This window comes from Kocuria gwangalliensis, from assembly GCF_039544365.1.
Lineage (GTDB): Bacteria > Actinomycetota > Actinomycetes > Actinomycetales > Micrococcaceae > Kocuria > Kocuria gwangalliensis.
Genome location: NZ_BAABLN010000031.1, coordinates 1 through 13,506, shown reverse-complemented (window position 1 = coordinate 13,506; position 13,506 = coordinate 1). Strand labels below are relative to the sequence as shown.

At 64.8% G+C, this 13,506-nt stretch carries 9 protein-coding genes and 1 pseudogene; 3 read left to right on the top strand and 7 right to left on the bottom strand.

Features of this window, described 5'->3' with window-relative positions; all coding sequences use genetic code 11:
• Window positions 1-3 precede the first annotated feature (3 nt).
• A pseudogene (locus tag ABEA06_RS14570) lies at window positions 4-711 on the bottom strand (ISL3 family transposase); the annotation flags it as partial.
• Window positions 712-973: 262 nt separating this feature from the next.
• On the opposite strand from ABEA06_RS14570, the gene ABEA06_RS09630 reads away from it, so the two are divergent.
• The gene (locus ABEA06_RS09630) at window positions 974-1,123 is read left to right on the top strand and encodes a hypothetical protein (RefSeq protein ID WP_345311350.1); all 150 of its coding nucleotides are present in this window, start codon (window positions 974-976) and stop codon (window positions 1,121-1,123) included.
• A gap of 56 nt (window positions 1,124-1,179) precedes the next feature.
• Here ABEA06_RS09630 and ABEA06_RS09625 read toward each other — a convergent pair whose 3' ends face one another.
• Window positions 1,180-1,353 carry a hypothetical protein gene (locus tag ABEA06_RS09625; RefSeq protein WP_303381988.1) on the bottom strand — a complete coding sequence of 58 codons (174 nt, stop codon included), beginning with the start codon at window positions 1,351-1,353 and terminating at the stop codon, window positions 1,180-1,182.
• 456 nt (window positions 1,354-1,809) lie between these two features.
• Between ABEA06_RS09625 and ABEA06_RS09620 the strand changes: the two genes are divergently transcribed.
• Window positions 1,810-5,769 (top strand): Pls/PosA family non-ribosomal peptide synthetase, encoded by a 3,960-nt coding sequence (locus tag ABEA06_RS09620; protein ID WP_345311349.1) that lies wholly within the window; start codon window positions 1,810-1,812, stop codon window positions 5,767-5,769.
• Window positions 5,766-7,175 (top strand): heparan-alpha-glucosaminide N-acetyltransferase domain-containing protein, encoded by a 1,410-nt coding sequence (locus tag ABEA06_RS09615; protein WP_345311348.1) that lies wholly within the window; start codon window positions 5,766-5,768, stop codon window positions 7,173-7,175. Before ABEA06_RS09620 ends, ABEA06_RS09615 begins: the two co-directional genes overlap by 4 nt.
• Before the next feature lie 142 nt (window positions 7,176-7,317).
• On the opposite strand, the gene ABEA06_RS09610 is transcribed toward ABEA06_RS09615, so the two are convergent.
• The 5 genes from ABEA06_RS09610 to ABEA06_RS09590 form a co-directional block, all read right to left on the bottom strand.
• Window positions 7,318-7,674 (bottom strand): DUF3253 domain-containing protein, encoded by a 357-nt coding sequence (locus tag ABEA06_RS09610; protein ID WP_345311347.1) that lies wholly within the window; start codon window positions 7,672-7,674, stop codon window positions 7,318-7,320.
• Between the two features lie 17 nt (window positions 7,675-7,691).
• Window positions 7,692-8,645 (bottom strand): WcbI family polysaccharide biosynthesis putative acetyltransferase, encoded by a 954-nt coding sequence (locus ABEA06_RS09605; RefSeq protein ID WP_345311346.1) that lies wholly within the window; start codon window positions 8,643-8,645, stop codon window positions 7,692-7,694.
• A complete protein-coding gene (locus ABEA06_RS09600) occupies window positions 8,638-10,857 on the bottom strand; it encodes a glycosyltransferase (RefSeq protein ID WP_345311345.1) in 2,220 nt (739 codons plus the stop codon). The genes ABEA06_RS09605 and ABEA06_RS09600 overlap by 8 nt, the downstream gene beginning before the upstream one ends.
• 56 nt (window positions 10,858-10,913) lie before the next feature.
• Window positions 10,914-12,029: a fatty acid desaturase family protein gene (locus tag ABEA06_RS09595; protein WP_312397226.1), complete on the bottom strand. Its 1,116-nt coding sequence runs from the start codon at window positions 12,027-12,029 to the stop codon at window positions 10,914-10,916.
• A 76-nt stretch (window positions 12,030-12,105) separates the two neighbouring features.
• The gene (locus ABEA06_RS09590; RefSeq protein WP_303381981.1) at window positions 12,106-13,158 is read right to left on the bottom strand and encodes a flavin reductase family protein; all 1,053 of its coding nucleotides are present in this window, start codon (window positions 13,156-13,158) and stop codon (window positions 12,106-12,108) included.
• Window positions 13,159-13,506: the final 348 nt, after the last annotated feature.

The following is a 13,506-nucleotide window of genomic DNA, read 5'->3' as shown; positions in this document are numbered from 1 at the left end:
CGGATCCCGTAGAGAGGGTCCCCGGAGCGACCCCGGTGATCGCAGGGTGGCTTGTTGGACCCGCTGGCGGCGCTGATCGATCTTCTCCCCGGCCAAAGCGACGACGTGGAACGGGTCCATCACCGCGGTCGCCTGGGGAATCTCTTCGGCAGCTGCGGTCTTGAATCCGGAGAACCCGTCCATGGCGACCACCTCGATGCCGTCGTGGAACTCCTTTTTCTGTTCCTCAAGCCAGTCCTTGAACACCTTCTTCGAGCGCCCCGGCACCATGTCCAGCAGTCTCGAAGGGCCGGTGCCCTCACGGATCGGCGTCAAATCGATGATCACGGTAACGTACTTGCTGCCGCGGCGGGTGTGGGACCACACGTGCTCGTCGACCCCGAGCACCTTCACCGCCTCGAACCGGGTGGGATCGTCGATCAGCAACTGGCGGCCGGTCTCCAAGATCGCGTCGTTAGCGGTATTCCAGGCCACGTCCAGACCGGCGGCGATCCGTGAGACCGACAGCCCGTCGATGACCACGCCCTTCAGTGCCCACAGGGCGGCGTGGTGAGTCAGCTTGGTCCGCGGGTGGGCCGCTTTCGAGGTGTCCTGGCGCCACACGCGCTGGCACCGAGGGCAACGGTAGCGGCGCACTCTGAGCTGCAACATCGTCGGTCTCCAGCCCAGCGGAACGTGGGCCAGCCAGCGCACCACCGTGCCTCGGGGCACGCCTTGCTGGCCGCACTGGTGGCACCAGTTGTCGCGATCGCGGACCAGGCACTCAAGGACCGAGCTATCGGGTTCGATCAGCTGGCCGGTGGCAGTCAGTCCCAGCCGGTCGAGCTGGCAGAAGGTGTCGAGATCAGGCGCAGTGAAGGTAGCGTTGGGCACGTCGAGGTCTTTCGGATGGGCAGCGTAGGAACGTCCATCATCGGAAGACCTCGACGCTTACCCGGGCACCGACGCGCCGCCAGCTGCTACACCCTCAACTGTGAAGAGCCGCTTTACCTACACCGCCATTTCACCGTTCAACCCCGGACTGTTCATCACCGAAGTCGTCTGGGCCATCGTGGCACTTTTCGGTCTGTATAAGATCTGGTTCAAGCGCCCGGTACCACCGGAGGAAGTGCCCGTACAGTAAGAAGTGAGCTGACAAGAACTGCGCATTGAGGACAACCCGCAACGAGCCACTCTGCTTCAGGTGAGGCAGGGTGGCTCGAGCATTTTGATCCTTCGTAGATCCCTACTGTCCGAACGCGCGGAACCGCATTCGCGGACCAAGAATCGGACCCGGCCGCGGCGGCGTCGTTCACCCGTGCGGTAGTCGACCAACTCGCCCAGCAGCAGGTTGAATCCGAGAGAACGAGGCATCAAGGCTCCGTATGAGAAGACTCACACTCACTGAATGCCGTTCCTACTCGTAAATAAATTGCGGGTTGACCTGCAGCAACGTTAGATAAGAGACACTCGTTACTTTTCTCGTGACCAAATCGTTAGCTATTCCGATTGCAAATCACCGATTAGCCCCGTTACGTTTAATACTCAAATGAACCAGCAGGGGGATGCTGGAGATCCACATCGCGAGAGCATGACGCGTTGCCCGTACGGTCGGGGGACCTGACCGGGCATTTTCATGACACCAGGTACTGCCGCCTCGTCCCGTGTGCAGTTTGGCTCCCCCTAGCGTTACAGGTTCTTACTTGGGGGAGTTTATTAATGGACCATCTTGTTGCTAAAGATTCGTCTCAAAAACCTACTGAAACATTTGAAACACTGTTTGACCGGGCTGTTTACCCTGTAGAGGCACCTCCGGAACCACGCACACTCGTGGACATCGTTCTGGACACCGTTGCCCAATTCCCGGATGCCATTGCTCTCGAGGACGAGCATGAAAGAGTGCCCTACGGCGAGTTGGAAGCCCGCATTGAGACGCACGTCCAGCGGCTGTGGGACATTGGCGTGGGACGCGGCGACCGCGTGGGCATCCGAGTTCCCTCCGGCGGTGTAGACCTCTACGTTGCCATCCTCGCCACGTTGTTCGCGGGCGCCGCCTACGTTCCGGTCGATTGGGACGATCCCGATGAGCGTGCCCGCACGGTCTGGGAGGAGGCCGACGTGGCCGCAGTCTTCGGCCAGGACCTCGAACTGACACGCAGGGCAGGCGTCACCACCACCGGTGACACCGAGCAGCCGCGCACCCAGGATGACGCCTGGATCATCTTCACATCCGGTTCCACCGGTAAACCCAAGGGTGTGGCAATCACCCACCGCTCCGCGGCCGCCCTCGTGGACGCGGAAGCCAAAATGTACTTGCAGAGGCGCCCCATGGGCCCGGGCGACCGCGTCATGGCGGGCCTATCGGTTGCCTTCGACGCCTCGTGCGAGGAAATGTGGCTGGCCTGGCGTTACGGCGCCACGCTGGTACCGGCCCCGCGCGACGTCGTCCGGTCCGGCCCCGATCTGGGCCGCTGGATCATCAACCACCGCATCACTGCGGTCTCCACCGTGCCCACCCTGGCGTCGTTGTGGCCCAGCGAAGCCCTGGACACCGTGCGCCTGTTGATCTTCGGCGGCGAAGCATGCCCGCTTGAACTCACCCAGCGCCTGGTCCGCCCCGGACGCGAGGTCTGGAACACCTACGGCCCCACAGAGGCCACCGTGATCGGCTCGGGCGCCATCCTGACCGGAGACGCCCCCATTCGGATCGGCCTGCCCGTTCCCGGGTGGCAACTGGCCGTGGTGGACACTCAAGGCGAGCCTGTGGCCTGGGGCGAAACCGGTGAACTGATCATTGGAGGCGTTGGCCTGGGTCGCTACCTGGACCCCGAAAAGGATGCCGAGAAGTATGCGCCGCTGCCCTCCCTGGGCTGGGAACGCGCCTATCGCACCGGTGACATGGTCAAGGCGGACCAGGAAGGTCTCGTCTTCGCGGGCCGGGTCGATGATCAGGTGAAGATCTCCGGCCGCCGCATGGAACTGGGCGAGATCGACGACTACATGAGCGCCGTCCCCGGCGTCCGAGCCGGCGCCTGCGCGGTCCACCCCACCCCGGGTGGCGACAACATCATTGCCGGTTATTTGGTCCCCGAGTTCGAAGGTGCCGTGGACCTCGTGGCCGTGCGAGGGTGGCTCTCCGAACGTTTGCCGGGCCAAATGGTTCCGGCATTGTGCCTCATGGACGAGCTTCCCCTGAAGACGTCGGGCAAGGTGGACCGCAAGGCCCTGCCATGGCCGATGCCCACTGACGATCGGGATGACAAGCCCTCGCTCGACCCCGACCTCGCATGGCTCGCGGAGCTATGGGCCGATCAGCTCGGTCCGCTCCCCTTCGCCGAGGACAGCGATTTCTTTGCCATGGGTGGTAGTTCGGTGGGTGTGGCCCGCCTGGTTTCGGCTCTGCGACAGAGCCACCCGGACACCGAAATTGCCCGCATTTATGCCGACCCCACTCTGCGGGGTATGGCGGATTACTTGCAGACCCTGGAGGCATCCCAGGATTCCAAGCGTGAACCCGCACCGCTGCCCTCCTGGACCGGCTGGGTTCAGGGAGCTTTCCTCGTGGGTCTGAACATCGTCAATGGTTTGCGCTACGTGGTGGGTTCGCTCATCGTCGTGTGGATCCTCGCGGTGATTGTCGGTGCCGGCTGGGTACCCACTCCCCCGCTGCTGCCGCTGATCATTGGCTGGCTCGTGATGTTCTCCCTGCCCGGTCGTGTGCTGTTGGGCTCCGCCTGCGTGAGACTGCTGACCGCCGGGCTCAAACCTGGTCATTATCCACGTGGTCAGTGGACTCACTTGCGGGTCTGGGCCGCCGAACGTCTCGTGGTGTTCAACAAGTACGAGGTTCTGCTGGGCACGCCCATGGCCCGAACCCTCCACCGTCTCTTCGGTAACAAGGTGGGCAGCGGTGCACACCTGCACCACATGCCGACCGTGACCGGTCTCGTCTCCATCGGAGAGCACGCCACCGTGGAATTCGAGGCGGACCTCGCTGGCTACTGGCTCGACGGAGACACCTTGCATGTCGGCGCCATTGAGATCGGCGCGAATTCGCGGGTGGGTACCCGTACGCTCGTGGACCCCGGATCCCGCGTGGGCGAGGGGGCAGAGGTCCTGCCGGGCTCGCACGTGACCGGAACGGTTCCGAACGACGAGCTGTGGGGCGGCTCCCCCATGTACCATCGTGGCGCCGCCGCGCAGGCCTGGCCCGAGGTCACTCCGGACGCTGTGCCCGGGCTTCCCACCTGGGGCAGAGCCAAGTCCCACCTGGCTTATTCCGGGGGCGCGGCCATTCTCGGCCTGTTGCCGTTCTTGGCGATCATCCCGGGCGCACTCCTGATCCTGCCGCAGGTGATCGGAATCGAGCTCTACGAACTCGTGTTCCCGGTCCTCGCGCTGTGGGTGCCGGTCTTCGTCATCGTGACCGCTGCGGTGTGGCTGTTGCTCGTGGTGGGTTGTGTGCGCCTGGCCGCGGGCATGATCACCCCCGGTTACTTCCCGCAGAACGGCCCCGTGGGTTGGGCCACCTGGTTCACCGAAACCCTCATGCAGCGCACGTTGGTCTCGACCTACCCGATTTACGCGTCCTGCGTCACTCCGTTGTTCTTCCGCCTGCTGGGCGCACGTGTGGGACGCTCGGTCGAGATTTCCACGGCAGAGACCATTCCGCACCTCACGTCCCTCAAGGACGGTTCCTTCCTGGCCGACCACTCGCTCATTGCCTCGCACCGGGCAGGATTCGGCTGGGTGCACCTGGGAACCTCCGTGATTGGGGAACGCACGTTCGTGGGTAACTCCGCGATCGTGGGTCCGGACCGTGACCTTCCCGAGGACGCCCTCGTGGCCGTGCTCAGTTCCGCGCCCCACAAGGCCCCGGTCGGTTCGTCGTGGCTCGGTCGCCGCGCTCAGCCCATTGCCCGGGCCCACACGGACGCGGATGAAGCGGCAACCTTCCGCCCGCCCCGCCGACTTCAGGCGGCCCGCGCGTTCGTGGAAGCGTTCCGCATGGTCCCGGCCATGGTCTCCGCGTGGATCGATCTGATGATCGTGTACGCGCTGACCAACATCTACATGGCCCACGGAATGGGCCTTCAGGGTCTGCTCTACACGGCACTGTGGTCCGGCGTGGTGCTCCTGGGCGCCAGTACGTTGGCGTGCCTGGTTCCCGTGATCGTGAAGTGGGCCCTGATGGGTCGCTTCCGCACCGGCGAGCGCCCACTGTTCAGTTCGTTCGTGTGGCGTAACGAGTTGGCGGATGTGTTTGCGGAGTCCCTGGCCGTGCCCTCATTAGTCCGACTCAGTGTGGGATCCCCGTTGTTCAACGCCTGGGTCCGCCTCATGGGTGCCCGCGTGCAACGGGGCGTGTGGTGCGAGACCTGGTGGCTGCCGGAGTTCGACCTGGTCACCCTCGAAGAAGGTGTGTCCGTGAACCGCGGTACGGTTCTGCAGACCCACCTGTTCCACGACCGCATCATGCGGTTGGAACCGGTCACGATGCGCCGCGGCTCCACGTTGGGTCCCAACAGCTTTGTGCTGCCCGGAGCCACGATCGAAGAACGCTCAACCGTGGGCCCCGGCTCCCTGGTCATGCGCCAGGAAACCGTACCCGCCAACGGCAACTGGGGCGGCAACCCCATCCGACACCTTGAGGCCGGGGACCAGGCGGTCAGCGCCCAGGTCATTCCCGGACCGCCGGTTGCGGGACATGATCTTCCGATCCTGTCCACCGCACCCACCACGACATCGCAGGCCGTCTCGGCGGCAGCACCCGAGGAGGCCACCCGATGAACGGACAAGCAGTGGATGAAATACCCGAAGGGTACCTCGCTCTCGGCGAGCGGCCCCGCCCCGGACAGCGCCCTCAGCGCGAGGTGTGGACCGGCGGCTCCGACAGCGGCCGCACCTCCACGACCGAGGCCCAGCACTGGAGCGAAAATGCTCCCGTGATCACTGCCCCGCCGCGTGCCACCGCGCCGTCGCCTCGGCAAGGCGCTGCGACACGCAACGTGGCCAGCGCGGACGGGCGGCGCACCAAGCGACGCATCATGGGGGTCGACGTCGCTCGCGGCTTTGCGCTGCTCGGCATGATCGCGGTCCACACCCTGCCCGCCTCGGTAGGCACCACCGACCAACCCTCATTGACGTGGGTGTTGTTCGGCGGTCATTCCGCCGCGTTGTTCGCCGTCCTGGCGGGGGTCAGTCTGGCCTTCCTCACGGGTGGCAGGAATCCGCGTAAGGGCCTCGAAGCCCGCCGCGCTCGGGTGGGCATCGCCGTGCGCGCACTGTTGTTGTTCGCCCTCGGGTTACTCCTCAACACCTTGGACTTCCCCGCGTTCAACATCCTGATTTACTACGGTCTGATGTTCCTGCTGGCCATTCCCTTCACCGTGATGCCCGTGCGGTGGCTGCTGACGAGCGCCGTGCTCTTCATGATCTTCGCCCCGATGCTCATGCAGGCCTCGCTGGGGGTCCTGCCCGCGCACGTGCACGACAACGCCAACCTCGTGAACTTGTTCTCGGAGCCCGGTGCGGTCTTTTCTGAGCTGCTCCTGACGGGGACCTACCCCGCGTTGCCGTGGATGGCGTTCATCTGCCTGGGTATGGCGCTGGGGCGGTTGCCCCTGACCCGTGATCGGATCCAGATTCTGCTGGTGATCTTCGGCGCGGTGATCGCGGCCGTGGCCAAGGGCCTGTCCATGATGATGCTGCTGCGCTTCGGCGTGCGCGACGCACTGGTCACTGCCACCCCGTGGCTGACCACCAAGGAAGTCATGACCATCCAGAATTACGGTCCGGACCCCCAACTTCCGACCACCACCATGAGCTGGCTGCTGATCTCCGGTCCGCACACCAACACACCCTTCGCGATTGCCCTGAGCGCGGGACTGGCCATGGTGGCCCTGGGATCCTTCCTGTTGATCTGCCGGTGGATCGGCCGGTTCTTGGCTCCCCTGGGCGCCATGGGATCCATGACCCTGACCATCTACAGTGCGCATCTGGTGTTCCTGGCCTTCGTGCCTATCAGCGAAACCCCGATGTTCTGGCTGATCATCCAGATCGCGGTGGCCGCGCTGGTGGCCACCGCGTGGCAGCACGCGATGGGTTCCGGCCCCCTGGAACGGCTGGTCACCAAGGCGTCTCACGCTGCGGGTCGCAAGGTGGTGCCCACCGATCGAGTAAGACCTCGGCACTGAATCGGTAGCCGCTTTCACCGGCAGAGCCCGGCCCAGCCACAATGATCGAAGACCCGAGCGAATTACTCGTTCGGGTCTTCCTTCACATCAACACCGCTAAGTTATTGCGCGCACCATGCAGGGCGTGAGCGTCCCATGGTGGTCAGTCGGCCGACGTGGGCCCGTTCAGTTGGGGACCCGGCGCCAACCGAATGGGGCCGCGAGCAGCAGCGATGTCTACCTCCTCGCCCTTCTGCTGGACAATCACCACTCCCTCGTCCACGAGCCCCGAGGCGACGTCACGCACGAGCGGCATCAGGTCCCGCCAGTCATCACCACCGATTGCACGTGCGGTCTCGGATGGGCAGATGGTCTTGCCGTTGCGTTGGCGCAACAGATCGCGGATGGATGCTGCGGCGCGATCCCGGAGATCGGAGGCCTCGGGCGCGTCGTTGGTCCCGGAAGTTTCGGAACTGTCGGGCGCTGAAGGGCCCGGTTCGGCGTTGTTCTCGCTCGTCATCGGGGGATACCGCCTCGCTAGTGGATCAGGTTCATGGCGCGAATGAGTCCCTCGTGGCGTTTCATGCCCGCGGCGACCACCTGCGGTAAGCGCGCGTACCACCGCAGGTGCTCCGCGGCGACGTCGTCCTCCGACACCTTTTCGCCACCAATGATCCAGTGCTCGCGCGGGCCGCCCTCAAGGTCCTCGGCGCGATAACCCAGCGCATCCAGCGTGGATTCGTAAATGGGCGCTCGAATGCCACCGAGCAATACTCGCCCGGGATCCGTGACCTCGCCCGCTTCGCCCAGTTCCGCAAGAATTGCCCGGGCCACACCCATCAGCACCTCGTTGCTCGGATGGTTGATCACGTGCGCGGCATTGGGCCCCGCCGCTTCGAACAACGACGCCGCATCCACCGTTCCGTGCGCGTCCTGCCGGGTCCGCAGTTGATGCAGCGACTCGTCCCGGGAACCGCGAACGGCGGCCGGGGAGACTGGCTCCAGGTGTACGGAATGTTTGCCCTGGGCGGCGGCCACGAGCACCCGGAGGTCGTGGTACGGCGCGAGGGGTGGATCCGTGGCGCCGGGTGCGCGCACGATCGCGAGCGTGGGCATGAGTGCCGTCCACCGCATCACGGGGTATTTCACGGCGCGGGAGCTTTCCGGAGTCGCCGTGAGAATGTCGTCCGAGCCCAGCGGCAACCCTCGGTACCCGGAGGCCACCGGCTGGGTCGCCACAAAGCTGCAGCGGTTCAGTAGCCGAGTGAGGTGCGGCAGGTCCTCGGCCAGTAACTCATGGACCGGAGGGACCCGCACGCCGTGCCAGCTGCCCTCCCCCGCCCCGTGCAGGAGCACGCGCAAGGATTCCGCCTGGCAATTGCCGTGCACCATGAACAGCGGGGCGTCCGGCAGTTCGGTGAGCCCGTAGAACTCCCCGTAGTGCGCGCGCCGGCCGGGGTCGTGCGGATCAAATCCCAGTGCCTCAGTCATGTGCGACCCGTCCTTCGATGCGTTGGTCCGTATTTGCCGGGCGAACCGCGGTGCACACGGTTCTTGCGTCCGATTCACCACGGTTCACATTACGTGTCTCACGCAGTTCCAGTAGCCCCGGAGCGCCTTGGTCACCTCGGTCACACAACGCGCCCAGCGGTTCGTGCAGGGTGAGCGGTGCCAGCGCGTCCACCAGGTAACGGCACCTGGCCCGGTAGCGTGGTTCCGGTTCCCCCACGCGAACGCGGGGGTCCTGGGCGAGGGCGGCCGGTATCGAGTCGCGATCCACGAACCACACACCGGCGTCCGTGTCCCGGAGCAGCTGCGCTGCCGTCAGGAACGCCTCACCGTCATTGTGATGGCCGCGCACCCGCACCACCACGTGCGGTTGATCGAAGACGACCCCCCTCCCCCGCGTGCTCGGCAGGGGAATGCGCTGGGCCAGCGCCATCGTTTCGGCGTCCTTGATGTCGCGAGTATCGGGCCGTCCACCCAGATCTGGGCCGTCATGCCAGGCGACGGCGCCGGCAACGTGGGTGAAACGCGCGCCCGCCTGCCAACACCGGTACGCGAGCTCCCAGTCCTCTCCCCCGTACCCGGTCAGGGTTTCATCAAACCCGCCCACGGTCTCGAAGAGCTCCCGGTCCACGCCCATGAGCGCACTGATGATGAGCCGGAAATCTTCGACTCCGGCGTCCGCCAGGTCGTTGGTGCGGGCATACCCATCGGAAAGCCAGGCCGGGTCCGCGAGCCTGCGAGCGCCGTGGGCGCGCCCAGACGTGAGCCACTGGTCGATCTGGGCCGGCGTGCACGCCGAGACGTCCACGTGCCGGCGCGCCCCCACGGCCAGCACGCCGCGGCCATCGTGGTGCGCTTCGAGGCCCGCCAGCATCGCGGTGAGAAACCTCGGTTCGGGCATCATGTCGCCATCGAGAAAAACGAGCCGGGGCGCGCGCGCAAGGACCGCGCCCCTATTGCGGGCGGCTGCCGCACGGAACCCCAGGTTGTCCTGTCGAGTCACGCGTACGGGGTACGACGTCGAGGGGATCGCGGGTGCCGCGGCCGAACCGTCATCGCTGACAATGACCTCGAACTCGTGGTGCGGAAGGTCCTGTCGTTCCAGCGCGCGAAGCAACCGGTCCAGGCCGAGTTGGTTCTCGTAGTAGGGCACGATCACGCTCACGCGGGGAGCGTCGGGCTGTGCGTGCGAGTCTGCGGACGCCAGTCGGGACCATTGAATCCGGGCGGCGCGAGCGGTGGACGGGACGGCGGAATCGTCCCAGTCCTCCTCATTGATCCACGTGGTCGAGGGGTCCTCGAGCGCGGCGTTCAAGGCGGAGGGGAGGTCATCGGTGAGGGTCAGGGCCCAGGGCGCCCGGTCGTGGAGTTCTTCGAAGAACGGGTGACGCACCACCACGGGACGGCGGCCACTGGCGATCCACCACCCCACCGATCCCGATGCGGACACGTGCTCCGGCGCAACCACCGGAACGGTCACCGCGCGCGCCGCGGCGGTGAGTTGGTCCTCGGACAGGAACCCCGTGACGTGAAATGACCGCCCCCGGGCGCGGGCGAGGCGCTCGAAGTCGGCCACGAGATCCTGGTGGCCATCCGATGGCCGGCCCAGCGCAACGACGTCGGCGCTGTGCGGGCCGGCCGCCAAGGCGGCCAGAACGTGGTCGTGGCCCTTGCCCGGGTAAATGAACCCGAGCAGTCCCACGGTGGCGGTACTCGTGGGGAACCCGGGTGACCCCTCGGTCGATTCCCGGGAGGGGGCACGGTCGATGGGCAGCGGATCCACGTGGACGCGGGTATCCGCCGGGATGCCCGTGTGGCGCGCCAGGAGGCCTCGTTCAACGTGGCTGCTCACGATCACCGTGCGCGCGACCGCAACCACGCGGGCGTAGCCGGCGCAGCGGGCCGTGAAGGCGTGGCCGTCGGACGGCTGGGGAATGTCGTGGAGCGTGACGGACACCGGCCGACGAGCGGCAATGCGTTCGATGGTCCACGCGGCGTCCGCGGCGTCACGACCGAAAATCCGATCGGTGAAGTGAAAGTGCACCGGCCCGTCGCCGGCAAGGATCACCGGCAGGACGTCGGTGATCTCACCCTCGAGCCGTTCCGCCTGCGGGCTGTGATCGGCCAGGGCGCTCGCGTGCATCCTGACCCCGTGCTGCGCAGGGCCGACGATCGCCAGGGTGGTTACATTCACCCCCGAGACGTTACCGGACCACCCGTGGGATGGGTCCGACGCCCCCACCCCTCTGATCACGGGAGCGCGAGCCGGAAGACCTTACGCCACGCCTCGAAAACCTGCTTGGGCAGCGGGCCGGAGGTGTAGGGAATCCCGTACTCTGCACAGATCGCTTTGACCCGCGGGGCGATCTCCGCCAAGCGGTTGGACGGCAGGTCCGGGAACAGGTGGTGTTCGATCTGGAAGGACAGGTTGCCGGTCATGAAGTGCATGAACTTGGACCCGTCGATGTTGGCCGATCCCATGGCCTGCCGCAGGTACCAGTGACCGCGGGACTCGTTCTCGATGTCCTCTTCGGTGAACGTCTCCGCGCCGTCAGGGAAGTGACCGCAGAAGATCACGGCGTGGGCCCACAGGTTACGAATGACGTTGGCGGCCACGTAGCCCTTGATCGAGGACTTGGCCGAACCGGTCAGGGAGGCCAACAACGGCGACAGGACGAAATCCTTGGCACTCTGACGGCCGAACTTCTTCATGACGCGCTTGAAATCCCTGAGCGTCGCTTCTTTGGACTTGGCCCCGGCCAGGTACTGATCGAACTCGATGTCGTAAATGGCAATGCCCCACTCGAACATGGGGGCCAGACCGGCATTGATCACGGGGTTGAGCAGGTTGGCCGGGCGCCACGGTTGTGACGGGTCCATGCGCAGGACGTTGTACCCGACATCGCGGTCCTTGCCGACCACGTTGGTCCAGGTGTGGTGGGTTTCGTTGTGGGTGCGCTGCCAGCCGGAGGACGGTGCCACGAAATCCCACTCCCAGGTGGTGGAGTGGATTTCCATGTCGTTCATCCAGTCCCACTGACCGTGCAGAACGTTGTGCCCGATCTCCATGTTTTCCAGGATCTTGCCGCCCGCCAGGCAGCCGACCCCCAGGAGCCACAACGGCTTGTGCTTGGAGAACAACATGGAGGCGCGCCCCACCATTTCCAGACTGCGCTGGGCCTTGATGACCCGACCGATGTAGCGGGCGTCAGAGGCCCCCCGCTTGGCGGTGATGTCATCACGGATGGCGTCGAACTTGACCTCGAGCTCAACAAGTTGTTCATCGGTGAGATCCAAGGGGTTGGGTGTTCGACGAGCCCGCTCAATGTCTAAGGTGGGCGTGCGCTCTTCCAATGTTGCTGCCATACGGTGCTCCTTCTCGGGGATCTGTGTGCCTGACGGCTAAATCTACGGGGTGGCCTGCGGGAGGGCTGCGGCTGGGCTAGATGTCCAACGCCACCCAGGGTGCGGGCCGGGTGATGCACGTCTGGACCAGTCCGGGATCCTGCGTGACGTCACCGGTGCGAATGTCGGACACCTGCCCGTCCGTCATGGGCACCAGACAACTGCGGCAAATGCCGATTCGACAGCCGTGGGGCAGTTGCCGACCCGAATTCTCTGCCGCTTCCAAAATGGAATCCGCGCCAGTCACCTCGAGGGTTTCATCCGACCGGGAAAAGTACACTTCACCGTTGCCGCTGGCGCTGGTCCGCCGGGTGATGTCGAACCTTTCAACCCGACTCTGGCCACCGTGCAGAACCGCGAGTTCTTGAACCTGGCTCACGAACGCGTCGGGGCCGGACGAGTATATTTCGCGATCCTGATAATCCGGGCACAGGCGCGGGATGTCTCCGGTTTCGGAGAAATCAATCCGGCCGTCCTCGTGGCTGAACCAGAAAATGGGTTTCAGGCCCGGGAACTGGTCGGCAAGTTCCAGGATTTCATCGTGGAAGATGCAGTCCTCCGGCGTTCTGGAGGAGTAAAGCAGTACCACGTCGTGATCGGGGCGCCGCGGCATGAGCGTGCGCAGCATGGACATCACCGGAGTGATGCCGGAGCCCGCAACAATGAACAGGATGCTCGATGGTGTCTCGTCCAACACGAACTGCCCGGACGGTTCTTCCAAGTACAGGACAGTCCCCGGGGTGGCCTCGTGGACCAGGTTCTGGGACACCTCGCCGTTGACCTTCACGGTGATGGAGGGGTCATGGCCCTCGGCCGCGCTGATCGAAAATGGTCGCCACACACGTTTGCCGTTCAAGGACACACCAATGCGTGCCCACTGGCCCGCCACGTGCGGGATCCAGCCGTCACCGGCTCGGAAGAAGATCGTGGACGTATCCGAAGTCTCACGCACCACACGAGACACAACACCTCGGGTGTAACGGGCGCTCGTCAGGTTGTGGAACACCTGGAGAAAGTCTTTGGGGTCACGCGGGTAGGTGAATTGCGATACGGCAAATTTCAGGACCTTGCGAGCGCGATTTTTCTTCACTCTAGGCACCCACTTCTTGACTGTCGCCGATCGTTGAAATCTGAATGTCAGGTTGCTCTTTCTGCGGACGGAACCGGTTGTTCAACCGGCCTCCGATGCCGGAACCTGGTGACGATCTGTGCGGGTCCTCGGTCTCGATGATGTTCAACCACGCGTCAATCCTGTCGATCGTGCGTGGCCAGAACGTTCTTACCGTAACAACCGGGCATGCATGCCGACACCAAGCAGCCTGATTGTTACCTGGACGGAAACTCGGGTATATGATCGGCGCTTGACCCCTGATCTTGGACACGCGGAATCCAGCACGATGCTGGGAGAAGCGAGAATCCAAGGATGGCCAGGAAGAAC

Bases quoted from the DNA above. Each gene is read 5' to 3' on its own strand.
- ABEA06_RS09625 (WP_303381988.1), bottom strand. From the start codon at position 1,353: ATGCCTCGTTCTCTCGGATTCAACCTGCTGCTGGGCGAGTTGGTCGAC.
- ABEA06_RS09595 (WP_312397226.1), bottom strand. From the start codon at position 12,029: ATGGCAGCAACATTGGAAGAGCGCACGCCCACCTTAGACATTGAGCGG.
- ABEA06_RS09610 (WP_345311347.1), bottom strand. From the start codon at position 7,674: ATGACGAGCGAGAACAACGCCGAACCGGGCCCTTCAGCGCCCGACAGT.
- ABEA06_RS09615 (WP_345311348.1), top strand. From the start codon at position 5,766: ATGAACGGACAAGCAGTGGATGAAATACCCGAAGGGTACCTCGCTCTC.
- ABEA06_RS09605 (WP_345311346.1), bottom strand. From the start codon at position 8,645: ATGACTGAGGCACTGGGATTTGATCCGCACGACCCCGGCCGGCGCGCG.